Annotated in this window: 25 protein-coding genes; 7 read left to right on the forward strand and 18 right to left on the reverse strand. The window is 35.3% G+C overall.

The features are described from left to right. Positions 1–5: 5 nt before the first annotated feature. A complete protein-coding gene (gene trhO, locus DCC35_RS01755) occupies positions 6–1,076 on the reverse strand; it encodes an oxygen-dependent tRNA uridine(34) hydroxylase TrhO (RefSeq protein WP_137089167.1) in 1,071 nt (356 codons plus the stop codon). 164 nt (positions 1,077–1,240) lie between these two features. Here trhO and DCC35_RS01760 point away from each other — a divergent pair, with 164 nt between their 5' ends. Beyond that, a complete protein-coding gene (locus DCC35_RS01760) occupies positions 1,241–1,687 on the forward strand; it encodes a hypothetical protein (protein ID WP_137089168.1) in 447 nt (148 codons plus the stop codon). Here the strand turns inward: DCC35_RS01760 and DCC35_RS01765 are convergent. From DCC35_RS01765 to DCC35_RS01795, 7 genes are all read right to left on the reverse strand, one after another. Beyond that, a complete protein-coding gene (locus tag DCC35_RS01765; RefSeq protein ID WP_137089169.1) occupies positions 1,684–2,112 on the reverse strand; it encodes a DUF3299 domain-containing protein in 429 nt (142 codons plus the stop codon). The two genes, DCC35_RS01760 and DCC35_RS01765, sit on opposite strands and share 4 nt — an antisense overlap. Beyond that, entirely contained in the window at positions 2,102–3,259 is a 1,158-nt protein-coding gene (locus DCC35_RS01770) for an ABC transporter permease (RefSeq protein ID WP_137089170.1), read from the reverse strand. The genes DCC35_RS01765 and DCC35_RS01770 overlap by 11 nt, the downstream gene beginning before the upstream one ends. Next, positions 3,256–3,879, reverse strand: coding sequence for an ABC transporter ATP-binding protein (locus DCC35_RS01775; protein WP_137089171.1), 624 nt, complete (start codon positions 3,877–3,879; stop codon positions 3,256–3,258). The genes DCC35_RS01770 and DCC35_RS01775 overlap by 4 nt, the downstream gene beginning before the upstream one ends. Beyond that, positions 3,866–4,669: a hypothetical protein gene (locus DCC35_RS01780; protein ID WP_137089172.1), complete on the reverse strand. Its 804-nt coding sequence runs from the start codon at positions 4,667–4,669 to the stop codon at positions 3,866–3,868. Before DCC35_RS01780 ends, DCC35_RS01775 begins: the two co-directional genes overlap by 14 nt. Positions 4,670–4,680: 11 nt before the next feature. Beyond that, positions 4,681–5,805, reverse strand: a complete 1,125-nt coding sequence (locus DCC35_RS01785) for a hypothetical protein (protein WP_137089173.1) — start codon at positions 5,803–5,805, stop codon at positions 4,681–4,683. Between the two features lie 69 nt (positions 5,806–5,874). Further along, positions 5,875–7,281 carry a sensor histidine kinase gene (locus tag DCC35_RS01790; protein WP_137089174.1) on the reverse strand — a complete coding sequence of 469 codons (1,407 nt, stop codon included), beginning with the start codon at positions 7,279–7,281 and terminating at the stop codon, positions 5,875–5,877. 93 nt (positions 7,282–7,374) lie between these two features. Beyond that, a complete protein-coding gene (locus DCC35_RS01795) occupies positions 7,375–7,818 on the reverse strand; it encodes a PaaI family thioesterase (protein WP_137089175.1) in 444 nt (147 codons plus the stop codon). Positions 7,819–7,847: 29 nt separating this feature from the next. Between DCC35_RS01795 and DCC35_RS01800 the strand changes: the two genes are divergently transcribed. Then, the gene (locus DCC35_RS01800; protein ID WP_137089176.1) at positions 7,848–8,591 is read left to right on the forward strand and encodes a DJ-1/PfpI family protein; all 744 of its coding nucleotides are present in this window, start codon (positions 7,848–7,850) and stop codon (positions 8,589–8,591) included. Here DCC35_RS01800 and DCC35_RS01805 read toward each other — a convergent pair. From DCC35_RS01805 to DCC35_RS01820, 4 genes are read right to left on the reverse strand one after another with little or no spacing between them, the layout of a single operon-like run. Next, positions 8,581–10,077, reverse strand: coding sequence for a cryptochrome/photolyase family protein (locus DCC35_RS01805; RefSeq protein ID WP_137089177.1), 1,497 nt, complete (start codon positions 10,075–10,077; stop codon positions 8,581–8,583). The two genes, DCC35_RS01800 and DCC35_RS01805, sit on opposite strands and share 11 nt — an antisense overlap. After that, complete coding sequence (locus DCC35_RS01810; RefSeq protein ID WP_137089178.1) at positions 10,070–10,669, reverse strand: hypothetical protein; 600 nt, start codon at positions 10,667–10,669, stop codon at positions 10,070–10,072. Before DCC35_RS01810 ends, DCC35_RS01805 begins: the two co-directional genes overlap by 8 nt. 4 nt (positions 10,670–10,673) lie before the next feature. Continuing rightward, positions 10,674–11,948, reverse strand: coding sequence for a DASH family cryptochrome (locus tag DCC35_RS01815; protein ID WP_175402677.1), 1,275 nt, complete (start codon positions 11,946–11,948; stop codon positions 10,674–10,676). A 2-nt stretch (positions 11,949–11,950) separates the two neighbouring features. Next, positions 11,951–12,082 carry a DUF2256 domain-containing protein gene (locus tag DCC35_RS01820; protein ID WP_217495903.1) on the reverse strand — a complete coding sequence of 44 codons (132 nt, stop codon included), beginning with the start codon at positions 12,080–12,082 and terminating at the stop codon, positions 11,951–11,953. Positions 12,083–12,129: 47 nt separating this feature from the next. On the opposite strand from DCC35_RS01820, the gene DCC35_RS01825 reads away from it, so the two are divergent. Then, on the forward strand, positions 12,130–13,575 hold the full coding sequence (locus DCC35_RS01825; protein WP_137089180.1) for an SDR family oxidoreductase: 1,446 nt from the start codon (positions 12,130–12,132) through the stop codon (positions 13,573–13,575). On the opposite strand, the gene DCC35_RS01830 is transcribed toward DCC35_RS01825, so the two are convergent. Further along, positions 13,572–14,975, reverse strand: a complete 1,404-nt coding sequence (locus tag DCC35_RS01830; RefSeq protein WP_137089181.1) for a thioredoxin-like domain-containing protein — start codon at positions 14,973–14,975, stop codon at positions 13,572–13,574. The genes DCC35_RS01825 and DCC35_RS01830 overlap by 4 nt on opposite strands. 80 nt (positions 14,976–15,055) lie before the next feature. Here DCC35_RS01830 and DCC35_RS01835 point away from each other — a divergent pair, with 80 nt between their 5' ends. Further along, on the forward strand, positions 15,056–17,566 hold the full coding sequence (locus DCC35_RS01835; protein ID WP_137089182.1) for a M14 metallopeptidase family protein: 2,511 nt from the start codon (positions 15,056–15,058) through the stop codon (positions 17,564–17,566). A gap of 33 nt (positions 17,567–17,599) precedes the next feature. Here DCC35_RS01835 and DCC35_RS01840 read toward each other — a convergent pair whose 3' ends face one another. From DCC35_RS01840 to DCC35_RS01855, 4 genes are all read right to left on the reverse strand, one after another. After that, positions 17,600–18,847, reverse strand: a complete 1,248-nt coding sequence (locus tag DCC35_RS01840; protein WP_137089183.1) for an aspartyl protease family protein — start codon at positions 18,845–18,847, stop codon at positions 17,600–17,602. A 121-nt stretch (positions 18,848–18,968) separates the two neighbouring features. Then, complete coding sequence (locus tag DCC35_RS01845; RefSeq protein ID WP_137089184.1) at positions 18,969–19,403, reverse strand: hypothetical protein; 435 nt, start codon at positions 19,401–19,403, stop codon at positions 18,969–18,971. A gap of 30 nt (positions 19,404–19,433) precedes the next feature. After that, the gene (pheA, locus tag DCC35_RS01850; RefSeq protein WP_137089185.1) at positions 19,434–20,498 is read right to left on the reverse strand and encodes a prephenate dehydratase; all 1,065 of its coding nucleotides are present in this window, start codon (positions 20,496–20,498) and stop codon (positions 19,434–19,436) included. 105 nt (positions 20,499–20,603) lie between these two features. Continuing rightward, a complete protein-coding gene (locus tag DCC35_RS01855; RefSeq protein WP_175402678.1) occupies positions 20,604–21,350 on the reverse strand; it encodes a head GIN domain-containing protein in 747 nt (248 codons plus the stop codon). A 173-nt stretch (positions 21,351–21,523) separates the two neighbouring features. Between DCC35_RS01855 and DCC35_RS01860 the strand changes: the two genes are divergently transcribed. The 3 genes from DCC35_RS01860 (at position 21,524) to rpiB (ending at position 24,128) form a co-directional block, all read left to right on the forward strand. After that, the gene (locus tag DCC35_RS01860; protein ID WP_137089187.1) at positions 21,524–22,795 is read left to right on the forward strand and encodes a serine hydroxymethyltransferase; all 1,272 of its coding nucleotides are present in this window, start codon (positions 21,524–21,526) and stop codon (positions 22,793–22,795) included. Positions 22,796–22,879: 84 nt separating this feature from the next. Then, positions 22,880–23,704 (forward strand): twin-arginine translocase subunit TatC, encoded by an 825-nt coding sequence (gene tatC / locus DCC35_RS01865; protein WP_246070124.1) that lies wholly within the window; start codon positions 22,880–22,882, stop codon positions 23,702–23,704. After that, positions 23,691–24,128 carry a ribose 5-phosphate isomerase B gene (gene rpiB, locus DCC35_RS01870; RefSeq protein ID WP_137089188.1) on the forward strand — a complete coding sequence of 146 codons (438 nt, stop codon included), beginning with the start codon at positions 23,691–23,693 and terminating at the stop codon, positions 24,126–24,128. The genes tatC and rpiB overlap by 14 nt, the downstream gene beginning before the upstream one ends. 53 nt (positions 24,129–24,181) lie before the next feature. Here rpiB and DCC35_RS01875 read toward each other — a convergent pair whose 3' ends face one another. Next, complete coding sequence (locus DCC35_RS01875) at positions 24,182–25,594, reverse strand: hypothetical protein (protein ID WP_137089189.1); 1,413 nt, start codon at positions 25,592–25,594, stop codon at positions 24,182–24,184. Positions 25,595–25,628 lie beyond the last annotated feature (34 nt).

Here is a 25,628-nt window from a genome sequence, read left to right on the forward strand (position 1 = left end):
TTAGGTCAGCTTTTTAAAGTGCTATTAAGTGGTTTTTTATATTTGAGCTTTTCAGATCTTCCTTTAACGTATTTATCTCCTGTTCTGACCGGGTTATTCTTCCTCCACTCTTGCCTTTCTTCTTCATCCCACTGTAAAACCTCTTTACATTCTTCTGAACAACAGCCTTCATATTTTTCCTTACAATTACTGCACTGAATAAATAAAATATGGCAACCGTCATTTGCACAATTTGTGTGGTCATCACATGGTTCTCCACACTGATGACAAACTGCAATTATATCATCACTGATTCTTTCTCCAAGACGGTCATCAAAAACAAAATTCTTACCAATATACTTATTCTCCAGCCCTTCTTCTTTAACCTGACGAGCATATTCAATAATACCGCCATTTAATTGGTAGACATTTTTAAATCCCTTGTGTTTATAATAAGCACTTGCTTTTTCACACCTGATTCCTCCGGTGCAATACATTAAAATGTTTTTTTCTTTATGCTCCTTTAACTCTTCTTCGACTACATTTAGTGCTTCCCTGAAAGTATCCACATCCGGAGTTAAGGCATTTTTAAAATGACCTACCTCAGCCTCATAGTGATTTCGCATATCAACTATAATGGTGTTAGGATCCTCTGCAAGCCTGTTAAATTCAGCGGCACTTAGATGAACTCCTTTATTGGTAACGTCAAAGGTCTCATCATTTAAACCGTCAGCGACTATTTTGTCTCTTACTTTTATTGTCAATTTATAAAAAGATGGCGCTTCAGCCTCGACCGCAATGTTCAAGCGAACATTATTTAGCCATTCTATCGAATAAAGCTCCTTTTTAAATTGCTCAAAGTTTTCTTTAGGTACACTTATCTGGGCATTGATTCCTTCCCAGGAAACATATGTTCTACCTAATACACCCATCTCATCCCATTCTGCATAAAGCATATCTCTGAATTCTTCAGGATTTGAAATATGATGGTATTTGTAAAATGACAAAGTAACTCTTGTCGTTTTATCATCACTGTAAACACGAGATTTTAACTCTTCCCTGTTTACCCTGTTATAGAGATGCTTAACTTTTTTCATGGGGCAAAATTAGGCCTAATTTAAGACAGGAACAATAATGTAACTCAATCAATGCAAGCAAAGATCAATTTTTAACTTTATTTTTAATAAATTATTAATATGTAGCGTAATAATTTTTACGTTTATATAAAATCAATTAAATCTTAATTCTCAATTTTTATAAAATGAAAACCAAAATATTATCCTTTGTACTTCTCCTTTGTTTAGCTGTGACTTTTTCTTCGTGTGAAAAAGATGATGAAAACAGGTCAATAAACTACACCTTAATTTCCGGCACTAATTACAATACAGGAGGCACAGTGAATGTACAACAAATTAGTAATGGAGTCAAAATAACAATAAAGCTCGAGGGAGGTGTTGAAGGTATGGTTCACCCTGCACATTTACATTTTGGCACCTGGGATGGTGATGGAGAAATGGCAGCTATGCTAACCCCAATCGATGGTACGACAGGAATTTCCGTAACTGAACTTCAAAATCTTACGGATGATTCCTCAATGAGCTATGATAGATTCCTGACATTTGATGGAAGTATTAAAGTTCACCCAAACGACGGGGATCTGAGAAAAGAAATTTTGGCTTATACCAATATTGGAACAAACGCTCCTTAATCAACTACATCAGCATCATCAAGGATATAGTTCAGGTGATAAATGTCAGATTTATTAAGCCTGAACTTTCCTTTAAATACTACATAATCATCGGTTTTGAATTTTTTATGTCCGGGTTTTAGATTTAACTCCATCACAGTTTCAGGCCCTGCATTTCCACAAAAGAAACAATTTGCAAAAGGGTTTTTGGACAATACAAATTCTCCTTTTTCGACATCCATTGGGATAACATATCCTTCTATAATAATTTCTTTTCCGTCAATTGCTTTTACTTTTGGCCCAAAGGTAGGTTCAGTAAAATATGTTTCTAATTGATTATCATAAGTTTGATTGAATTGAACATCAGCCAGAGTACTCCAATCAATTTTTGTCTGACCGAAAACCGGAATTATAGTTATTAAAAATATGAGTATCTTATTTTTCATCACTTAAAACTTGAGCTATATCTGTTTTATATAATTTGTAAGCAGGAATTAAAGCGGCTATTATTCCTAAAAGAATTACTACCGGAAACAAAATTAGTTCACGAGTATCATACATACTACCAGTCAACCATTCACTTTCTTTAATATGGGATATAAAATAGATTATCATCCTGCTCAATATTAAGCCAATCAAAATCCCTGCCAGACATAAGATGCATGACTCAATGATTACCTGGAACAAGACTCTTGCTTTAGAATAGCCTAAAACCCGCATTACCGATAGGTCATATTTTTTCTGATCAAGAGAAGTGAAAAGGGTTATGAAAACAGCAAACCCGGAAAGAGCCATAATACCATAGGCTAATATTTTCAGGGTATCATATCCTGTACCCAGAAGAGTCATTAGCCGATCTATTTCAATAGAAGGTAAAGCTGCCTGCATGGATGTGTTATTATTAATCATCTTGCTAAGCATGAGTTGTCCCATAGGGTTTTTAAATTGTAAAAGATAGGCAGTAAAATCACCTTCTCCTTCAATGTCATGAACCTCCCATAAACTTTGATAGGGAGTGATGATCAACCGGTCAACAACAGTTCCTGTAGGCTTCAAAATACCTTTAACTATAAATGGATGTTGATGCTGCTCTGCCTCCATAGCCTGACCATGCTGAGACTTTATCTTTAACCCAACAGTCAAATTATGCTTTTTGGCAGCCTGGGCACCCACGACTACTTCCATTGTTTCATCAAACACCTTTCCGTTAGCAAGTTCAACTTCATATAAATTCAAATACGAAGTATCAGTACCCACTATCCTTGTTCCTTTATATGAATCTCCATAAGCAAGCGGTATCGATTTTTTTACCAATGGATGCCTGGTAAAAGGTTTGATTTCTGAAGCTTTAATATTTCCTGTGGGATTATCTGCCTGATATACTGCTGATAATATCAATTGTAAGGGACTGCCCTTAGCTCCTACAACCATTTGAATACCTTTTATGTCTCCGTAAAACTTTTTTTGCAGATCGTTATCTATTAAAAAAAGTAATGATATAATCCCGGTACCAGTTGCTACCAACAGGATGCTCATTAAACTGTACCAGGGTTTAGAAAGAACGCTTTTAAAACTTATATAAAAATCGTTCATAGATCTATTTCATTTTTAAAATACTTCTTAACTCTCTGGTCATGAGTAATACAAACCAATTGAGAATTATTAATTTCTGCCTCCTCAAGTAATAATTCCATTACTATACTTGCATTGTTATCGTCTAAACTGGCAGTTGGTTCATCAGCATATAATACCTGGGGTTTATTTACTATAGCCCTGGCAATTCCTAGTCTTTGCTTTTCTCCTAAACTCAGATTATTTGTTTTATAGCTTGCTCTGTTTTCTATTCCAAGTCTCTTGACCAATTTATTTATGTGACTACTTTTGTTAGCAACACCTTTCTTTATTGCAATCTCAATATTTTCAAGAGCAGACAAGCCAGATACAAAATGAGGTTGCTGAAAAACAACTCCGATATTATTACCTCGAAAGGAATCCAACTCAGAAGGTTTTAGGTCATATAATGAGGTATCATTGATTTCAACCTTACCAGATACAGGCCTTCTGATTCCTGCAAGCAAATGAAGTAGAGTTGTTTTACCGACACCACTGTTTCCGGTTATCAGTAAGTTTTCTTTACTTGGAACCTTAATATCAGGAAAAGAAAATTCAGGACCGTCTTTATAAGTAAATTTTAGTTTATCAGTTTGAATCATGTTGATAATATTCAGAAAATGGCGTTTCACTTAGATTATTTGTAACCACAATATCTGTTATATTTCTGCTTCCTCTGTCTGAGGAAAGTAAAAGACCGTTATAATTTTGATAATCATTCCAGGGAGTAACCATTCCCGGAACTGTATCAGTAGCATTTGAAAAGTACGACCATTTTCTAACAAGATTGTCCGAATGGTCAATAAAAACTTCATATTTATTATCTGGAGTCACCCCTACGGAATTAAAAGTTAGTTGTAGCACATGAGCAGGCCCCTCTTTTGTTGTGTCTTCTCTGAGGTACTTTAAAGTTACCCCTGAATCCTTAAGTTTATAAGGCATTAAAAGCCAGTAAGTGTCATTTACCCAGGCTTCATATCCATAGTTTGAATAATGCTTTACAGAATCCGGATTTTGAAGTTGTTCTCCATCCTTCCATACAGAACCATTTTTGGTATCCAGATCCACGAGAATTTTTAGATCTTTTTTATTAAGTTTAATGATTGCTGAATCCGCAAACTTATCCCACCAAACCTTTCTGAATCCAAAAAAATCAAACCCAATAAATCGTGTATTATCATATGCCTTTCTGCCACCCATTGCCATCATTACGCTATCAGCAATAGATATGGCTTTTTCATCAGATTCAGCCATATTGAAACCCGGGGCAGGGGGATTATAGAAAGCACTATCGACACTATCACTTTTTGTCGAAGATTTTTTCTCCTTATTATCCTCACAAGAGGCAAATATTATAATAACAGCAATTAAAATGGAATACGGGGTTTTCATAAAGAGTCTTATTAATTTTTAGTTATTGGATAGTTCAGGTTTAAATTAAAATACATTGCAAATGAATATTCTATCGATTCATTATTCAGATCATAAAACGGTTCTCCTCTTAAAGTTAAATAACTGTTATTAGCTATTTTTAGATCATATCCATACCTTAAGAAAATAATGTTACGATCCTCAGTATATCCCGGTGTGCCATATTCAGTAGCTAAAGACTGATATAATCTGCCTCCCTGGTAGGAATAAAATTTGTTTCCTTTCCAGTATGAAAGTAAGAATTGCCCAAAATTGTTTGATTTAAATGATGCATTTAAAAGTAGTCCTGAACCACTATTAAAAGGAAGTAATTCTGTGCCTGAGTTATCGTTAAATGTAGTGTAGTATACAGAGGTTTCAATTTCCTTAAAAACTGCAGCCTCAGAAATCAACCATTTTGTTTTTAGACCAAAGGCAATATTTGTCCTGGTAATTAATGATGCATTACTTATATCGATCTGACCTCCACGATGATAAACTTTAAATTGCAAAGGTATGCTCAATTGAAAGCGATTCCTGTTTATAAGTCTTCCATCAAAAACAAGTCCTCCGGCGATTTCTTCTTTAGCTGAATCTAACGGATAGATCATATTCTGCCAGTCAACCCAAACATCAAGATCGTACCAATTTCCCTTTCGTAAATATTGAATCCCTAACTCGGAATCATTAGTCATAAAGTTTTCAAATTCATAGAGCGGTTCAATATAATCATGTGCTAACCAACCATTAATATTTCCAAAAATAACTCTGTTTTTTCCTGATTGATAATTAATCCTCAAATATGGTAAAATAGTTCTGAATTCATCATTTCCAAAATCCCACCTAAAAAAGCCTCCTGCTTCGAAATTTAAGTTTTCATTAAAATGATATCCCCCTTTTAAAAATAAATTATAACCGAAGAGAGTATAACCTTCGGCTATATCATTAAAATATTCATTATTTTTAAAGTATCCTGTCGCATTAATTTCAAGGTAAGTTTTACTAACAACCGAGTCCGGTTCATTTCTTAAAAAGGCATTGTTATCAATTTGGCAATACCCCTTTTGAAAGGCGAATACTAAAAAAAGTAGAAATATGAGAGACTTGATATATTTCATCCAGGTATAAATAAACAAAAAGGAAGTGTAAATATACACTTCCTTCTTAATTTATTGAATGAATATCAATTATGCAGACATGCTGAGATCTGTTGTCTGCGTTAATTTTCTGGGTATTTTCAGCTTAAATGTAGCTCCGGCTTTCTCCGAATTATTTGAAACTGAAATTTCAATGCTAAGATCATCACATAATTTTTTTACTATTGATAAACCTAAACCAAAACTACTTTCCCCTCCAGTAGGTTTGGCACTCAGCTTTTTATATTTCTTGAACATATTCTTTTTGTCTTCTTCAGAAAAACCGGGCCCGCTATCTTTTATTTTAAGAATAAGATAATCTTTATCATCCTCCATAACGATATTAACAGAGGAACTCTTCGGAGAGTATTTAATAGCATTAGACAAAATATTATCAATGATTCTATTGATCATAACATTATCAGATTTAATAATGTTATTAGTCGAATCGTTCTGATAGTTTATATCAATATTCTTCAATCTGGCCTGATAGGAAGTAGACGATATAAACTTAAGCATCATCTGGTTCGCATCTATGATCTCACTTTCAAGTCTTTTATCTTCATCAAGAGTAAGAACATCGTCTATTAAAACAGACGCTTCTTTAGAAACCTCCTCAAGAATAGAAAGGTATTCTTTGGTTTCTTCTTTATTATCTGATGTTTTTAGCAGGGAAAGTAATCCACCTATTCTTCCAATAGGAGACTTAAGATCATGAGCGACAACTTTTACAACATGATCTCTTTCATTTACAGCTTTAATAAGTTCTCCATTTCTTTTTTGAAGTTTATAATTCAGCTCGATAAATGCATCATTTTGAGATTGGATCATTTCAGAATAATCTTCCAGATCTTCACTTCTTTGCTCTAATTGGCTTATTAACTCACCGTTTTTTTCTTCATAATACCGGGTAGATTTTTGATAAAAGGTAGTTAAAAAGAAAACAAAAAGAGTAGAGCCAATAAAAGTAAGGACATTAGCTATCCATATCTCCATTGAAGAAAGGGTAAAAAATGGAAGATTATAACTTATATAGAAATATCCCAGAAGTAATACAGAGACAAAATATATATACGCTAATACCCTTTCAGAAAGAGATTCAAGAATAATTACAGGTATTAGTATTAAAAAGAAAAATATAAATTCCGCTGTTACCTGAGACCCGAAAAGAACAAATATTCCCAATGGAATGACCGGATACAAAATAATCGCTATCCATCGGCTCACGATTCTCATTCCCAGCCATGAAAAAAATAGAATTATAAATGCCAGACCCATAATTAACATTATGGTAAATGACAATTCTTCAAACCCGGCTAACCACAGAAAACAAGAAACTGGCGTAAAAATAGCTATCGCCAACATTGACACCTGGTTAAGAATGATTGTTTTTCTTTTGTTTTCTTTGGAAAGATCTGGTCTTAATCCAAACTTTGATATGTACTTCCAAATATTCATTCACACACTAATCAACTCGCAAAAGTATCCAAATAATATTTGGCGTAACAACCAAAATCCAGGCACAACCTATCTGTGTAAGTTTTTTGATATTTACTGACTAAATGAATTAGTTTTGGAAGTTGCCATGAGGTTGGAGGTTGAATATGCAATAACCACATCATCGCGTTTAAGCTTACAAACACAATGGGTTATCTTTCTTCCATCTTTTATCACCTCTGTTTCAGCAACTATTTCATCATCAAGAAATGCTGGCTTTAAAAAGTCAATCGTCAGGTTTACAGATGTATAGAAATGCTCTTTATTTAAAGTAAATAGACATAACCCCATCATATCGTCTGCAATCAAACTTGCCATTCCGCCATGTAATACTCCTGCTGGGTTCATCATTTCTTTTCTTACTTTAAAACTAACTGATATTTTCCCTAATTCTGCAGAAATCAGTTTACCTTTAAGCCAGTTTGAAACTTCACTTGGAGTATTTTCTATCGTATTTCCAATTTGGGTATTTAAAAATTCAACTATTGGGTTTGCCATAATTATAAAAAGAATTTAGATCAAAAGATATGAAAAATTTGGCATCGCTGCTTATTGCTTTAATATTATTTTCTTGTGGAAACAGCGACTCTTCTTCAGGCTCATCAAATAAGTTAGAATCTGCAGACATTTCAAAAGACACTTTATATGTTGAAATATTTTTATCTGATAAAACATTCAATACGGAGCTCATTGCCCCTATGGATATTTTTCAACATACAATTTATCATACTAACCCTGTGATGAAAGTAACGGTGGTCGGAGAAAAAGAAGGAACTTTGGAAACATTCGAAGGGTTGAAAATAATTCCGGATAAATATTTTGGAAATAATACAGATAAGCCAGATATATTGGTCATACCTTCTTCATCCAATCACCTTAATGAAAATAGTGCCAGTAAAGAAGTTCTGAATTATCTCAAAAGACAATCTGAGTCAGCTGATTATACTTTAACTCTTTGTGATGGAGCATTTTTAGCTGCAGAGGCCGGTGTTTTGGATGGAAAAACAGTCACTACCTTTCCATCTGACATTAATCTATTTAGAAAAAGATACCCTTCAATTTCGTGTCTAGATAGCGTAAGTTTTGTTCATGATGGAAATCTGATTACTTCCGTCGGTGGAATTAAAAGCTATGAAGCGGCTCTTTATTTATGCGATATATTATATGGAAAAGAAAAAACCATGAATATAGCAGAAGGTCTTGTTATTAATTGGGATAAATCATCTATACCCTATGAGCGTGTAAAAGACACCGTGTCAGTTAGTAAGTAGTATCTTTGATAAACTCCTCAGCTGCATTAAATAGTATCTTTTTATCCTGATCAGATTTCTTATCAAGCATAGAAACCATCATACTTAACCGCGGGTTTGAAGAAAAAAACTCTCTGTGTTTATCTATAAATCTCCAATACAATCCATCGACAGTTTTATTCCAATCGGCTTTCCCGTAGTCAGACATTTTTTTAATATAATTTGAACCACTTATATAAGGTTTTGTTGCGAAAAGACCGCCATCAGCAAATTGACTCATACTGTAAACATTACCTGCCATAACCCAATCTGCCGAATCGATAAACATTTCCATAAACCATCGATAGCATTCATCCGGATCTACCTCTGATAACAACATGATATTTCCCATGATCATCAATCTCTCAATGTGATGTAAATAGGCGTGCTTATTAACCTTCTTAATACAATCATCGATCGGATCTATCCCTGTGGTTCCATCATACCAGCATTTTTTTAGTTTGCCCTTATGGCCCCAAAAGTTTTTATTCATTTCTTTATGCTGATACATTCCACGCATAAATTCGCGCCAGCCAATAATTTGTCTTACAAATCCTTCTATACTGGAAAATTTAGCGTCGTCCACTTTATCTAAAACAGCATCAAGTACTTCTTCGGGGGTTATTAGGCCACTATTCAAATATGGAGAAAGGGTAGAGTGAAATAAAAATGAATCGTCTGAAATAATTGCATCCTGATATGGCCCAAACTTATCGAGTTTTTCATCGACAAAGGTGTTCATAACCTTTAACGCTGACCTTCTGGTCACTGCCCATTTGAATGCCTCTGTTTCTCCAGGATGTTTATTGAATATTCTTTCAATCAATTTCAGAACCTCATTTACATGCTTTGATTCCTCAAATCCCGTCCTCTCCGGAATTTCTAATCCTTTAGGTATTTTTTTTCTGTTTTCAGCATCAAAACTCCATTTATTTCCACGTGGGCTTCCTTCTTCAACCAGGATATTCAATTGCTTTCTTTTCTCTATATAATAGTTTTGCATTCGAATTGACTCATTATCATCAAGCCAATTCTTAAAGTCGTCTCTTGAAAATAAAAACTTAGGTGAAGGAACAGCCTCAAAATTGAGTTGTTTGCTATTACAATATCCTTTTATTGATTTTTCAAAAAACTTGTCTGATATCTCATATGAAACAATAGTTTCGATAGAAGGATGTTTTTCAATCGTCTCGGTTAATTTTTCGGTAAATGAAAGGCTTTGATTAGATTCATTTAATTCATAATAAACAATATCCTTGTGCTTAGATTTAAGCTCATCCCGGTGATTTCTCATTGCTGAGAGAAAGTAGATTATTTTTTGCTTATGATATTTAAAATGAGTGCAGAGATCATAATCCTCAGCCATGAAAAACAGGGTAGGATCGTTTCCGGTAAGTATATCATAATCGTGGTCAAATAAACTATCTCCTGCAATAATCGCAAGACGCTTAAACTTTTTACTAGACATATATTAATCCTTCCTTTATATCACCTATTGCTTTTGCATTACCTAAATAAATGTTGGCAGTAATTATCCATGCGATCATTGCATCAAAAGCATGGGAACTCTTTATATCATGACTCTTTACATTTAAGGATTGTAAGTAATCTTTAAATTCTTCTTTTGTGTGATTTCTCTTTAAAACCGGAATATCATTATTCCTTAAATGCCCAGAGGGATAAACTTCATAAATGCCATTAACTGTTTTTTCCAAGAGAGTCTTTAGTTTAATTGAACGTGCGGTTAGTCCTCCAATAAACATAGGAGACATTGCTTGTAGCTCCCTATCACATTTTCTATAAAAATAATCATCGAATTCATTATTGGTATAAACTCCCGGCAACGACAGTGGTGAATCAATACCTAAAACAGATGGTTTCTTTTCATTGATTAAATCATAGAGCCAAACATCCGTATTACGACCTTTAACGCTATAGTATAAGCTTAAATTATTGTTTTCATTTAGGCACATAACTGTATTTCCCGAAAGATTACTACCGTAATCAACACCGGCGATCTTCGGTAAACTACCAAAATCAGGAATATTTAATTTAGCCATAGCTTTACAAACTGACCCCCTCATCGTATTTTTCAGCCTGTAACTCAGGGTTGAACCTTCGGTCAGTAACTGAATCATTTCCTACTCCGGACACATACATCCAATTTCCATAATTAGAACACGGATCATAATCAATCAGGCAATGCTCAAACCAATAAGCACCCCAACGCCAATCAATTTTATAATCATGAGCAAGCCAGGAAGCTACGTTTTGTCTACCACGGTTACTCATAAACCCTGTTTCTTTTAACTCCACCATATTGGCATCGATAAAATCTACGCCTGTTCGCCCACTACGCCATCTATCGAATAGGTCTTTATCGTACTGCCATTCTTTTTTTCTTTGTTTTATTCCTCCTTCTTTAAAAAAATCATCACCATACTTAAGTGCTTGATAATGAAAGAAGTCACGCCATAACAGCTCAAAAATCAACCAATAAGTGCTGTTATTACTCTTTACTTCATTTTCGAACTTTTTTACTTCCTGATATACCCTCCTGGCAGATAATGAGCCATTGGCTAACCATGGGGAGAATTTACTACTGTATTCTGTTCCCACGAGTCCATTTCGCGTTGATTTATAACTTAGTATTTGCTGATTGTTCCAAATATAGTTTTTCATTCTCTCCAGAGCGGAACTCTCTCCTCCCTTGAAGGGAAAAGCTGTTTTTTCAGGAATATCGGGATCCACATTTTTTAAAATTAATTCTTCGGGCCATTTTTCAAACTCAAAAGAACTTATTACCGGAGGCAATTCCTTTACATCATCGTAAGAGTCTGCGACAGAATAAACTTTTTCAATTTTTTTTCGAAAGGAAGTAAATCCAAATGGTAATGAATCCAATTCAAAAGGTAAAGATTGAGGATTTGTCATCACCAGGGATTGATGAGTTTTTAAATTTTTATTTCCTATCAATTCTTCAAGCCTGATATTGTCATCGCGTTCTTCAGATGCATATTGAGCCTGGGTAAAAACCTGATCAATACTATGTTCATGAAATATATTTGAAATTATTTCAGCCGGATTCCCTTTTAGCACAGCGAGTTTCTGACCTAATTTCTTTAAAGACTGATCAAGGTCAACTAAAGTTTCATTCAAAAACTTCATTCTATATTTGCCAAACCTGTTGAAATCAAGTCCAAAAGGATTATTAAACCATTTATCAGGAATTATGTAAAGACATAAAAGCTCATCAAAAGATCGATTAAGATTGCTTAGCACAGGCTGATCATGAATTCTCAGATCGGATTGGAACCAATAAATTGCTTTACGACTCATTTTCATTTATTTCTACGGCACTTTTTGCTACAATATCTAACGTTATCCCAGTTTTTTTCCCACTTTTTTCTCCATTTAAAAGGTCTTTTACAAACGGGGCAGATCTTTTCTTCGAGAAACACTTTTTTATGCATAATTTAATAAATGTAACAATCAGGCAATATCGATTGTTTTATATGCAATGAAAATACTACTAACAGGATCAACAGGTTATATAGGAAGAAGATTGTTACCCGTCTTAATTGAAGAAGGGCACCAAATAATTTGTCCGGTTCGAGATACTCGTCGATTTGATTATGAAGATTTTACTGAAAAGGAGCTTGAAAATATAGAAGTAATTGAAAGTGACTTGTCGGTCAAAGAAGATTACCAAAAACTACCTAAGGATTTTGATGTGGGATATTTCTTAATCCATGCAATGGCAAAAGGTTCGGGATTTGAAACAGTCGAACAAAACATTGCTACTTTATTTAAGGAATTCGTTGACAAATCCTCTTGTAAACAATTAATATATCTTAGTGGAATAGTCAACGATGATAACCTATCTAATCACCTTAAGTCCAGGTTAGAAGTCGAAAAGATCCTTAAATCAAGTAAATGTCATGTAACTGTACTACGAGCGGCTATTATAATCGGATCAGGAAGCGCTTCATTCGAAATAATCAGAGATCTTGCTGAAAAGCTTCCTGTAATGGTGACCCCCAAGTGGTTGAACACCAAATGTCAGCCGATTGCAATTCGAAACGTAATTGAATATTTACTTAAATGTGCCAATAATAAGAAAGTATACGATCAGACCTTTGATATCGGTGGCCCTGAGATTTTAACATATAAAGAGATGCTTTTAGGCTACGCTGAAGTCAGAGGCTTAAAAAGATATATTTTTACCTTACCGGTAATGAGCCCCAGGCTTTCAAGCTACTGGTTATATTTTGTAACATCAACTAACTACAAGTTAGCTGTATCTCTTGTGGATTCAATGAAAAATGAGGTAACAGCAGAAGATAATCGAATTCAGGAAACGATATCTTCGGAGTTGCTCACCTACCAAAATGCTGTTTCGCTAGCACTTGACAGAGTTGCTCAAAACAGGGTAATAAGTAGCTGGAAAGATACTATAGGGTATAAATATATACGTGAAGATTTTCTTGACAGAATAAAGGTGCCTCAATATGGTGTTTTTGACGACATTAGAAAGTTTTCCTTCGACAGGCCCAAAAGGCAAGTAATTGAAAATGTCTTTAGCATTGGTGGTACTAAGGGCTGGTACTACGGTGATTTCTTATGGGAAATCAGGGGGTTACTTGATAAAATAGTTGGTGGTGTTGGGTTGAGAAGGGGTAGAAGAGATGCTAAAGACCTAAAGCCCGGGGACGCACTTGATTTTTGGAGAGTTCTGGTAGCAGACCGTGAAAAAGGAAGATTGTTACTATATGCTGAGATGAAATTACCAGGAGAAGCCTGGCTGGAATTTAAAATTAAAGAAAAAAATAAGACCGAATCCTGCCTGGTACAAACTGCCACCTTCAGACCTAAAGGATTAGCAGGAAGACTTTACTGGTATTCGGTCTTACCATTCCATGCTTTTATTTTCAAGGGAATGGCCCGAGGTATTATAGATGCTTAATTTTGTGCTTTCTCGTAATTTTCCAAAAATTCTTCTATCCGGCCAGCGGGAAGTTTTTTGGCAATGATCTTTTTGTTCTCATCCAGAATATAAATAGTCGGAGTTGAATATGCATCATATAAATTCTGATAATTGCCAACAAATGTTCTTGGTCCATTCACTGTTATGAAATTCATATTCATTTCACCAATATAGTCCTTCATTTTAGTCATACTAGTGTCAGTGCTGACAGCAAAGACCTCCACATCAAAATTCGTGTTGTTATAAAAGTCAACTAAAACCGGCGTTTCCTTTTTACAATGGCCACAATCAGGATCGAAAAAATAAATTACCGTGTATTTTTTATCGATGTTATACAGTGACTTTTTATTCAGGTCAACATCCTGCATGATCAGGTTAGGACCTTTCATACCAATCAAGCTCTTGCGTAATTTATCTGAATATTCTCCCAAATTCTTTTTAAGTGATGGACTTGCCCAGTAATCCATAGCACCCGACTGAAAGTATTTGTCATTTATGTGAACAAATACCTTATCAAGCCCCATGATTTTTGGGTTTTGGTATTTCAATACCATATTCCAGATGACAAACCTGTACATATCCTCATTTGAAGAAGCCATTTTAGCAACCCTGTCTATTTCATTAATCAATGTGTCAGGGTTTTGAGCTAATACTTTATCAAAGTATGTATCTAGCTTTTCTTTAACAATCTGATTAGGCAATCGCAAATAGATAGGGTCTGATAAATCAATATTGTCGAAGAAATGATTTTTGTAATACTCATATGCCAGCTCCCGATCATCTTTCATACTTTCCGGCACATCAACTGGTTTGTTGGCGGCCATCATTTTACCTAACACTGAATTAGGATAATTTTCGATAACAGAATCCTGAAAATCGATAACCTCTTCATTTATCTTATCAAATTCTTTTTGTGCCGCGCTTAATTGCTCTTTACTGGCAGTCGAATCTTTTAAAACAGCTAAATAAGGCTTTGCTTTTTGGTTTTGTTCAAAATTGAATCTCATATTCTTATAGAAAAGCTCATTTCCTGTTGAACCCTCTATCTTCATATCAACTATATAGTTTTGAGTTGGAGCGACCAGTTTAAAATGTTGGTCGTCACCGACAGTAAAATCAAATAACTTTTGTTTGTCTGCCATTAAAAAATAAACACCTTCCGGAAGAGCCTCTTCTCCTGAAAAAACCATGTGGCCTTCAGAATCTGCCTTGACGGTGTCTTTAGCGTATGTTTTTCCATCAAAATAATACCCAAGGAATACCTCTTTTTCCGGCATGTCAGCTACTGTAATATCGAGCTCATAGCCATTTTGGGCTATCGAGGAAAAACTAATAATTGTTGAAACAAAAAAAATAAATAGAAAATCTTTTAATTGCATAACCAGTTGTCTGTATGTCTAATAAACTAATTTAGATACGTTGATAACTCAATGATGTTTTCAATTTGAAAAACGAATTTATGAAAAAATTATTTACACTATTTGTATTTGCCTTTTTTTCGGTACTTTCTTTCTCACAAACTAAGTCGCCATCTGAGTTTCTCGGATATGAATTAGGAGAGCAATTTACGTACCATCATCGTGTTGTTGATTACTTTAGTCATATAGCAGAAGAAAATCCGGAAAAGATAAAACTTATAGAATATGGTCGTACTTACGAAAACCGGCCTTTACTTTATGCTATTATTACCTCTGAGGATAATCTTAAAAATATCGAAAAAATAAAGACCCGCAATATTGAAAGGGTGAATACAGGATCCACAAGTGCAAATAATTCGGATCCGGCAATCGTATGGTTGAGTTACAATGTTCATGGCAATGAAGCGAACAGTACGGAAGCTTCAATGAAAACTGCATATAAATTAGTTACGGGAGGGCCTGAAAGCACTGAACTCCTTGACAACACCGTAGTAATTATAGACCCATGCCTGAATCCTGACGGGCGTGACAGATATGTGCATTGGTACAAACAAGTAGCAAACAATAAACCGGATGTAGACCCGATTGGCAGAGAGCACCACGAACCATGGCCGGGAGGAAGACAGAACCATTATTTATTCGACCTGAATAGAGACTGGGCCTGGGTAACACAAATCGAATCAAAGCAAAGATTAAAGGTTTATAATGAATGGATGCCTCAAATACATGTGGATTTCCACGAACAGAGTCATACTTCTCCCTATTATTTTGCTCCCGCTGCCGAACCGTTTCACGAATTAATCTCTGACTGGCAAAGGGAATTTCAAATTCAGATAGGAAAGAATAATGCAACCAGTTTTGATGAAAAAGGATGGTTGTATTTTACTAAAGAAAGATTTGATCTATTATACCCAAGTTATGGTGATACTTATCCAATGTTTAGTGGCAGCATAGGCATGACTTATGAGCAAGCTGGACATTCATTCGCAGGGTTAGGAATAAAGTTGCCCGGAGGTGATACACTAACACTTAAAGATCGCCTTGAACATCATTTTACCAGTGGGATATCAACTATTCGTACAGCTGCTGAAAACCGACAGGATTTACTAAATAACTTCAGTGAGTACTTCAACTCTTCAAGAAAGAATCCTGGTAAATACCGTTCATTTGTTATTTCAAAAGACAATAATCCAAAAAAAGTTGAGGATATGTTAAAAATCCTCGACGCTCATAACATCATATATGGAAAAGCCGGAATAAATAAGTCTTTTAAAGGATACGATTATTCCACAATCAATGAGCAAACAATTGAAGTAAATGAAGATGATATTGTTGTACCTGTAGACCAGCCTAAATCTGTATTAACCCGAGTGCTACTCGAACCTAAAACGAAATTAGCTGATAGTATAACTTATGATATCACGTCCTGGTCACTATTTCATGCCTATGGTTTGCAGGCTTCTGCTGTAACAAGTTCTATTTCTATAAAAAATGAAAAATTGAACGATGAGTCACAATTACTTCCTGATGAGAATGCTTATTCATATGCGATCCCATTCCAGGGACTTAGAAGCCACCGGTTTCTTGCACAATGCCTGACTCAAAACATTAAAGTCCATTTAGCAACAGAACCGTTTTCAACAAATGAAAATAAGTTTAAACGGGGAACCCTAATCATTACAGGAAGTTTAAACCGTTCGACGGTTGTTGATTTTTATAACAAACTGATGGATATCACCAAAGAAACTGATGTTGATATCTATTCAATTTCATCTGGGTTTGCTTCTTCCGGTCCTGATTTTGGATCGGCATCATATCGATTAATAGAAAAACCAGAAATTGCACTATTATCCGGAAAAGACACTTCTCCTTTATCATTTGGTGAAAACTGGTATTATTTTGAACAATTAGTCAGCTATCAGCCTCATGTTGTTCGTCCGAATTATTTTGATGAAGATTATATGAATGAAGTGAATACAATAATATTACCTCATGGAAGATACTCTGGTATTAGTGAAGAAAAAATCAAAAAATTAGAAGATTGGGTAAGATCTGGTGGAAAGTTAATATTAATTGGAGGCTCCATTGATAAACTTAATCCCGAAAAGACCGAATTGGCACTTGAAAAAACAAATTCAGGTAAAAAAGAAGAAGAAAACACTGAAACTTACAATTATAAAACGAGAGTCAGATCTTATGGCAGATCTGAAAGAAACGCATTAAAAAACTATACTGCAGGGGCTATTTTAGATTATTCTCTCGATGATACACATCCCCTGGCTTTTGGACTTGGTTCTTCATACAGAGGTCTTAAAACAAATAACAACACATATAAACTATTAAAAAACGGATGGAATGTCGGATACCTGGAAAATAATTCCGTGGTAGACGGATTCGTTGGAGTTAACCTGAAACAAGACCTTGAAGGATCTCTAGGGTTTGCTACAAAAAATCTGGGTGAGGGTAAAGTTATTTATTTAATAGATAACCCTCTTTTAAGATGCTTTTGGTATGAAGGGTTAATATTATATGGTAACGCAGTTTTCTATTAAAAAAATAAAGGCCGGAATATTTTCCGGCCTCTTTTATAATACTCTTTCCAATTCAATTTTCCTCTTGAATACTTCATCACCTCGCTGAAGGACAAGTTTGAGTTTTTTCCCTTCTCTTCTGCTAAACAGGTCTGAGATCTCCCAAAGCTCTATATTCTCCACTTTATTAGAATTTATTTTAAGTATTTTATCACCCGCAATGATGCCAGCTCGATCTGCCGGGGAATCCTTTCTAACATAGTGAATCGTTACCTGATCCAGGCGAGGTCCGTCAGCCATTATCTCTAACCCGGTCATATTCAATTCAAAAGGATCTTTAAAATACTTATTCTTTTTGAGATAAAACTTATTGTTTTGGTAATCAAACACAACAGTGAACCTGTTTAATACTCCGCCACCGATGGTCCCATTTCTATCATCATTTTTTGTAGCTTCCAGGTAGGTATCCCCTTCAGGAAATGAGGCAATTACCTCCTCCAGATCATAGTCTTTTAACCTCAACTCAGCAATCCTGCCGAGGTTACCGTTTATATAACCACCGAGCCCTCTTCCTATCACAGACTCAATGTTTTCTTCAGGAACAGAAATTTTTTCATGTGACTCAGTACTTAACATCAGGCTATGAGAGGCACCGGTATCCACCATTAGTTTACTTTTAACATTCGTTGAATCATCTAGGCTTAATGGAACATAGATGTATGGTTTGCCTTCAGTAATTTCCATATCAAATTTTTCATAGCTTCTTCTTGGCTTAAAATATTCAGGGTCGTGTAAAATTATTTCCCTGTCATCATAATCAATTTGAACTACAAAATTTTTGAATAATTCATAGCCAAGGATGCCATGTACATCTATCCCAATATTATTTTTAAGTTTCAGATAGTCGTTTTCAAGGACAAGTAAAGCCTGACTATGGCCTTTTACACCGGGTAAAGCTAATGTGTTATTACTTGCAACAAAGGCAGTAATAACATGAGTCCCTGAGGCGTCAGAAAGAAAGACCTGTCGATCATATTCCATTTGGATCAGGTCGCATATTGTTTTTTCAGTTAAAATAGCATTTCTAACACCGGTGTCAAGTATGAATTTAAGAGGTATTTTTTCATTCAGGAGAACCGGCACTATAATCAGGTTATTATATTTTTCGAAGGGTATAGTTATACGCCTGACATCGGAAGTCAGCTCAAAACCGATTTTCGTGCTTTGACTTTTTAATTCGAACACTGATCCGGCTGAAAGAATAATTATAGTTAATATAATATTGCGTAAAATCTTTTTCATTATATCTCACTAAGGACAATTATATTAACGAAAAATATTGACAATGGATTTATTTAGCGAATCAAATGCCTTTAAAATGCAAAAAAGCAATATGAAATTTTAAAAAATCACCCATTTAGGGTTACTGATGATAGTAGGATTTGTAAGACGGTTTTCTTCCATAGAACATTAACCACATAGCAGGAAAGATAATCAGGTCGATCAATTTAATTCCTGTAGAATACTTTACCCTATCAACAATACATGAGCTACTATTTCCAAAAACAACATGCCTGTGTTTCCATTTTTTCAATGGAAAAGGTAGTTTTTCTCCTGTATCGATAAAATAAAACCCCTTTGTAGAACTTGCCGAATGAGTGTTATAGCTGATCCATTCTTGCTTAAAAAGCAAAAAATTAAGCTTAAGATGGGTAATTCCTCCCTTATTTATCCCATCAAACCTTAATACTGATAGTTTCGGGAATGGAGGGCTAAGGTGGTTGAATAGGTTTTTATTAAATCCTGATTCTACCTCTTTTACCGGCTTATTTATTTTTGTTTTTATCGTAATTTCCACAAAATGTAAACCGGTAAACTATCAAATAGTTTAGCAAAGCTTTACATATGAGCCCAGCCACTTTACATTTTTTATAAATGGAGCAAGTGCATCCTGAATTTTGGCATCCTGAAAATGTCCATCGCATTCAACGAAAAACCAGTATTTAAATTTCTTACCTTCTTTTGCCGGACGGCTTTCGACTTTCGAGAGGTTTATACCTGCAGTGTGAAATGCTTCAAGAAAACTAGCCAGACTACCTGGTGAATCGGGAAGTTTTGCCAGTAAACTAGTCTTATTTTGATGTGAAGGCTGATTGATCATATCTTTAGCAAGAATCCAAAATCGTGTGTGATTAGTATCAGAATCTTCAATGTTTTCAAAAAGAATCGGTAAGCCATATTCTTTAGCGGCAATATGAGAACAGATTGCTGCCGAATTAGGTTCATCTTTAGATATTTTGACGGCTGTAGATGTACTATTGACCGGAATTAACTCAACCTGGTCTCCAAAAAGATCATCTAAAAAATTACGGCATTGCCTGAACGCAATATCTTTTGAATAAATCTTCTTGATCCCTGATATCTTTTCCTGCATTGTAGCAAAGGAAAAATGAATAGGTAAAGGTATTTCTGCCACAATATGAAGATCATGCCTCCCAATCAAGTCTATAGTTTCCTGTACGATACCTTCCTGATTGTTTTCCACAGGAACTACTCCAAACCTCGCTCTTCCGGCACTGATCGTCTCAAATACAGAAGAAATAGATTTTATAGACAGGTATTCACTATTAGCACCAAACCTACTTTCAGCTGCCTGATGCGTGAAACTTCCCTCAGGACCTAAGAAAGCGACTCTTTCCGGAAGCTCAAGATTTCTGCTAACTGCAAATATTTCAAGGAAAACAGCCTCTATAGACTTTTGCTTCATTAACCCTTTTGACCGACTGGTTAATCTGTCGATTATAGCCTTTTCCCTTTCAGGCCTGTAAATTATAGAATTAGAAGATCTTTTTAATTGTCCAACGCTATTGACAATTTCCATTCGCTCATTAAGCAAGTCCAGAATTTGATCATCCAGATTATCAATCTTCTTTCTTAAGTCTTCTAATTTCACTTTATATTGGTTTTTTGCTTATTAAACAAATATCGCACAAAAAGCCATAAACAAAAAAAGCGGGTAACAATAACCCGCTTATACTATAACTATTTTGAAGATTTGTTAATAATCCTCGTCATTATCGTTGTCTTTATTATTTCCTTCGCTAATAGAACCTAATCCGTTAATATCTTCCCTGATCTCTTTTGGTTTGCAATAATACTGTACTCCACCAATACCTGATATTTCTGCATCTAAAACTTCTCTTACGCACACCTGGGCTCCGCCTACACCACTGATCTCCAAATCTGCATTACTAGCTACCAGGTTTTTGGCATCAAGTCCTCCGGCTCCACTCAGGCTAACCGCTAAAAATTCAGTGAAGCCTCTTAATTTAATTCCTCCTGCACCTGAAACATCAATTATTGTTTCATCTGTTTCCAGGGTAAGATTTATAGCACCGGCACCTCCAAGATCCATATTTAATTTATCAAGGATTAAAGTACCTTCATTTTTTAAATCCACTGCTCCTGAAACATTGATTTTTTCTATATCAGGAAAATATAAGTCAATACGAATGTCATCCGCATCATAAATATTCTCAGTAGTTTCGATTTCAAGTCTGCCGTTTGATTCATCGACTTCAATTAGTCTCATTAGATTATCATCTGCCTCGATCAGCAATTTATAATCATCGGCCTGGTGAAGGTGAACTTCAAAGTTTCCTTTAAATTCAACTTCAGAAAAAGGTGATAATCCTTCTTCACGATCAACTTTATTGCCAGATCCTCTTACTCCATCGGAATAATCGCAGGAAATCAAACAAGCAAAAAAGCTTAAAAAGAAAATGTTAAGAAAAATATTTTTCATGATTACTAATTTTGAGGTTAATTTAGCAGCACCGAAGAATAAATACATTAAAAACTCGCCATTCGGGGGTTTAAATTGATAAATGGTAAAAAGAGTAGTCTAATGGCACTCGTTTGTTTTGTAATACGGCATTCCCCAATTAATTTTGCAACTGATTTAACAATATCACAATCATGTATAGAGACCAGAAAATTTTTGACTTAATCGCTCAGGAAAAGAGGCGTCAGGAGGAAGGAATAGAATTGATCGCTTCAGAAAATTTTACTTCTCCACAGGTAATGGAAGCTATGGGCAGTGTATTAACAAACAAATATGCTGAAGGCCTGCCAGGAAAACGTTATTACGGGGGTTGTGAAGTAGTTGATGAAGTCGAAAATTTGGCAATCCAACGTGCTTGTGAATTATTTGGTGCAACGTGGGCAAATGTTCAGCCACACTCAGGGGCACAGGCGAACTCGGCTGTAATGCTGGCTTTATTAAATGCGGGAGATAAGATTCTGGGATTTGACTTATCTCACGGAGGTCACCTTACCCACGGTTCGACAGTGAATTTCAGCGGCAAACTATATCAGCCTTTCTTTTACGGAGTAGACAAAGAAACCGGCTTAATCGATTATGATCAGATGGAAGAAACTGCAAGAAAAGAAAAGCCAAAATTAATTATTTGCGGTGCCTCTGCATACAGCCGTGACTGGGATTATTCCAGATTCAGAACTGTTGCTGATGAAATAGGAGCAATTCTTCTCGCTGATATTTCACACCCTAGCGGCCTGATTGCTCGTGGACTATTAAATGACCCGCTTGAATTCTGTCATATTGTAACTACCACTACACATAAAACTTTAAGAGGTCCTCGTGGTGGTATGATTTTAATGAGAGAAGATTTTGAGAATCCATTTGGAATAAAGACACCGAAAGGAACAACCAAAAAAATGACCCAGCTTCTTGATGGGGGAGTGTTCCCTGGTACACAGGGTGGTCCGTTAGAACATGTTATAGCTGCAAAAGCTGTAGCTTACGGAGAAGCTCTAACAGATGAATATTTTAACTATATTGTCCAGGTGGAAAAAAATGCAAAAGCGATGGCTGATGCTTTTGTAGGAAAAGGTTATGATATTATTTCCGGTGGAACAGACAATCATCTGATGCTAATCGACCTGAGATCAAAGGGTATTACTGGTAAAGAAGCGGAGAATGGATTAGTTAATGCTGATATAACTATCAATAAAAACATGGTTCCATTTGATGATAAGTCACCTTTTGTCACTTCAGGTATGCGTGTTGGTACAGCAGCAGTTACGACCAGGGGAATGAAGGAAGATGATATGAAAAAAATCGTTGGTTTTATTGATGAAGTCCTAACAAATATTGAAAACGAAGAAAAGGTAGGCAAAATCAAAAAAGACATTAATGAATGGATGAGCGGATTTGAATTATATGTATAATTTTGATCCATTTAAATAATCTTAACAGCATAGGCTTTCATTAGCCTGTGCTTTTTTTAATTTTGCGCTTATAAAAAAACTACAGTGGCACAAGAACAAAATGAAATGACCTTCCTTGAACACCTCGAAGAACTGAGGTGGCATATCATACGGTCGCTGGCTTCCATACTGGTGTTTGGAGTCCTTGCCTTCATTTTTAGTGAGTTTTTATTCGGTGAAGTAATTATGGGTCCCGGAAAGTCGGACTTTATTACTTTTAAGCTTTTTTGTAAGCTCGGAGAACAACTAAATATCCCGGCTTTATGTATTGACGATTTTAAAATCACTCTTTACAACAGGCAAATCGCCGGACAGTTTATGGCTGACATCAAGTATTCTATCATGCTCGGGTTTATTTGCGCTTTTCCTTACGCCTTTTTTGAAATTTGGAGATTCATTAAGCCTGGCCTACACATGGAGGAAAAAAACGCTTCTCGCGGAGCTGTTTTCTTTGTAACAGCATTATTTCTGTTAGGTGTTTGCTTTGGTTATTTCGTTATATCTCCTTTTTCCTTCAACTTCCTGTACCATTATTCTATTACTGCAGAGTTTGAAAATGAAATTGACCTTGCTTCCTATGTTGGGTTCTTGGCTACCCTTGTTTTAGCTTGTGGTATAACCTTTCAGTTACCTGTTGTCGTTTACTTCCTTACAAAGGCAGGAATAGTAACGCCGAATTATTTAAAAACTTACAGAAGACACGCATTTATAATCATACTGTTTTTATCAGCAATGATCACACCACCTGATATCTTTACACAGCTGTTGATTAGTATGCCACTGTTTCTCCTATATGAAATTAGTATTTTAGTTTCTAAGAGTTTATATAAAAGAATATCAAAAGACCTTGTAAAACATGAAGACGAATAAATTATTTATCGGCGGAGACCACGCAGGATTTGGGTTGAAACAAAAGTTTGTTGATTATCTAAAGGATAAAGGCTTTAATGTAACAGACCATGGTACTCATTCTGAAGATTCAACTGATTATCCGGATTATGCTCACCCGGTAGCGGATGATGTTTCAAAAAATGATGATTCATTAGGCATTCTGATCTGTGGTAGTGGAAATGGCGTATGTATGACAGCAAATAAGCATAAAGATATCAGAGCAGCTCTTTGCTGGAATGAAGAACTGGCTGCGCTTGCCCGTCAGCACAACAATGCCAATGTAATTTGTATCCCATCGCGTTTTGTGGAGGAGGATGTTGCATTCAAAATGTTGAGCACTTTCTTAAATACGGATTTTGAAGGAGGAAGACACGAAAGAAGAGTAGGGAAGATCTCTTGTTAATATACTTTTATTATATGAAATAGTCTTTTTTATCTAAGAAGAAGACTATTTCATTATTCTACCAATCGATATATCACGCCATCATCCGATATGTACCTGTCTTCCAAAACAGGTAAATATTCTTTTATTTGGGGGATAACATTTTCTTTGTCAAGGATTACTTCGGGAGGGTCCTGAACAAAAGAATTATAAAGGTGTACGATTCTATTATACCGGTCTGTATTTTCGAAATATGGCCTGGATATTTCCCAATTAAAATATGGAGTCGCCAACCGGGCTTCCTTGTAATACTGTTTATCATTACCTACTACTAGTAATCTTTTGCCATTTACCTCTTCATAGTATTTATCTTCTGAAGGCAAAAACTTTATATTTTCAGTTACATCTACACCAAATAAGAAGGGTCTTTCGTAATACAATCCGTAATTCACAAATATTATACATCCTAAAAATGTAATCCATTGTAATTCTGCCATCCATTTACGTCTGATAAGCAGGAAATAATGAGAAAGGAAAAATGCCAATGCAGGCACAAAAAGTAATAAATGATAAATTGAACGGTCTTTTGATACCAGCCACACCAATAAACTAATAATTAAAAATATCAGCATAACCTGTTGTAATCGTACCTGGTAATTAGTGTACCTGGCATATGCAAATGTTTTAAATACAGAAATAAACAAGAAAAACACAGGGACGGCTAAAATTAGCCAGAACATTACCCTTGAATATCTTTGGATCCAGTCTAATGAAAACCAACTAAAAACAAAGTTGTCCATAAAGATCAGGGAAGAGTCAAGGTATAAAAACAAAACAAAAACGATAGCAAAGGGTAAAGCAACTCCGTAAAAAAACAAAAGGTATCTTCTTGCAACAGTTCCTGTAAATAAAACAAGGCTGAATAAACAAAAAACCACATAAAAACCCGAAGGTAAATAAGACATTGTTGCCATTGAAAGATAAAAACCCGTAATAAGAAAATCCCTGTCTTCCGTTTTTACCTCTATCCTTTTAAAAATGTTTTCTGTTGCTAATAATATAAATGTCAGGCTAATTAACACCGGAGACATTAGGTACATATCAGGAAACAAATTACTGCATACTGCATAAATCATTCCCGGAACATAGGTGTTTTCATTAAAAGCCTTATTTCTGAGAGCAATTCTATTAAAGGTAATTGACTGGTATAAAGTTAGTAATACGCCACCGACTTGAAGCGGCCATTGAGTTCTGCCAAAAATGAAATTCAATCCGGCATAAAAATAAGCACTTACCGGACCGATGTCATCAAAAAGATCCCTGTATAACACCTTTCCATTGACAAGTTCCTCCCCGATTAATAGCCATTCTACCTCAGGCAACGAGAGCCATACGCCTGATATCCAATAGGGTAGCCGTATCAGAAGGATTAATAAAAAAACCGCTACAAAGCGATAAGGATCATTTATTCTAAAAAACTGTAACAAGGATACGCTGGTTAATCTTTAAAATGACTCCGAA

It is taken from the genome of Mangrovivirga cuniculi (assembly GCF_005166025.1).
Lineage (GTDB): Bacteria > Bacteroidota > Bacteroidia > Cytophagales > Cyclobacteriaceae > Mangrovivirga > Mangrovivirga cuniculi.

Bases quoted from the DNA above. Each gene is read 5' to 3' on its own strand.
- DCC35_RS01825 (WP_137089180.1), top strand. From the start codon at position 12,130: ATGAAAATACTACTAACAGGATCAACAGGTTATATAGGAAGAAGATTG.
- trhO (WP_137089167.1), bottom strand. From the start codon at position 1,076: ATGAAAAAAGTTAAGCATCTCTATAACAGGGTAAACAGGGAAGAGTTA.
- DCC35_RS01860 (WP_137089187.1), top strand. From the start codon at position 21,524: ATGTATAGAGACCAGAAAATTTTTGACTTAATCGCTCAGGAAAAGAGG.
- DCC35_RS01765 (WP_137089169.1), bottom strand. From the start codon at position 2,112: ATGAAAAATAAGATACTCATATTTTTAATAACTATAATTCCGGTTTTC.
- DCC35_RS01760 (WP_137089168.1), top strand. From the start codon at position 1,241: ATGAAAACCAAAATATTATCCTTTGTACTTCTCCTTTGTTTAGCTGTG.
- DCC35_RS01790 (WP_137089174.1), bottom strand. From the start codon at position 7,281: ATGAATATTTGGAAGTACATATCAAAGTTTGGATTAAGACCAGATCTT.
- DCC35_RS01805 (WP_137089177.1), bottom strand. From the start codon at position 10,077: ATGTCTAGTAAAAAGTTTAAGCGTCTTGCGATTATTGCAGGAGATAGT.
- DCC35_RS01770 (WP_137089170.1), bottom strand. From the start codon at position 3,259: ATGAACGATTTTTATATAAGTTTTAAAAGCGTTCTTTCTAAACCCTGG.
- DCC35_RS01835 (WP_137089182.1), top strand. From the start codon at position 15,056: ATGAAAAAATTATTTACACTATTTGTATTTGCCTTTTTTTCGGTACTT.
- DCC35_RS01775 (WP_137089171.1), bottom strand. From the start codon at position 3,879: ATGATTCAAACTGATAAACTAAAATTTACTTATAAAGACGGTCCTGAA.
- rpiB (WP_137089188.1), top strand. From the start codon at position 23,691: ATGAAGACGAATAAATTATTTATCGGCGGAGACCACGCAGGATTTGGG.
- DCC35_RS01830 (WP_137089181.1), bottom strand. From the start codon at position 14,975: ATGCAATTAAAAGATTTTCTATTTATTTTTTTTGTTTCAACAATTATT.
- DCC35_RS01820 (WP_217495903.1), bottom strand. From the start codon at position 12,082: ATGCATAAAAAAGTGTTTCTCGAAGAAAAGATCTGCCCCGTTTGTAAA.
- DCC35_RS01800 (WP_137089176.1), top strand. From the start codon at position 7,848: ATGAAAAATTTGGCATCGCTGCTTATTGCTTTAATATTATTTTCTTGT.
- DCC35_RS01855 (WP_175402678.1), bottom strand. From the start codon at position 21,350: ATGAAAAATATTTTTCTTAACATTTTCTTTTTAAGCTTTTTTGCTTGT.
- DCC35_RS01815 (WP_175402677.1), bottom strand. From the start codon at position 11,948: ATGAGTCGTAAAGCAATTTATTGGTTCCAATCCGATCTGAGAATTCAT.
- DCC35_RS01785 (WP_137089173.1), bottom strand. From the start codon at position 5,805: ATGAAATATATCAAGTCTCTCATATTTCTACTTTTTTTAGTATTCGCC.
- DCC35_RS01840 (WP_137089183.1), bottom strand. From the start codon at position 18,847: ATGAAAAAGATTTTACGCAATATTATATTAACTATAATTATTCTTTCA.
- DCC35_RS01795 (WP_137089175.1), bottom strand. From the start codon at position 7,818: ATGGCAAACCCAATAGTTGAATTTTTAAATACCCAAATTGGAAATACG.
- DCC35_RS01810 (WP_137089178.1), bottom strand. From the start codon at position 10,669: ATGGCTAAATTAAATATTCCTGATTTTGGTAGTTTACCGAAGATCGCC.
- DCC35_RS01780 (WP_137089172.1), bottom strand. From the start codon at position 4,669: ATGAAAACCCCGTATTCCATTTTAATTGCTGTTATTATAATATTTGCC.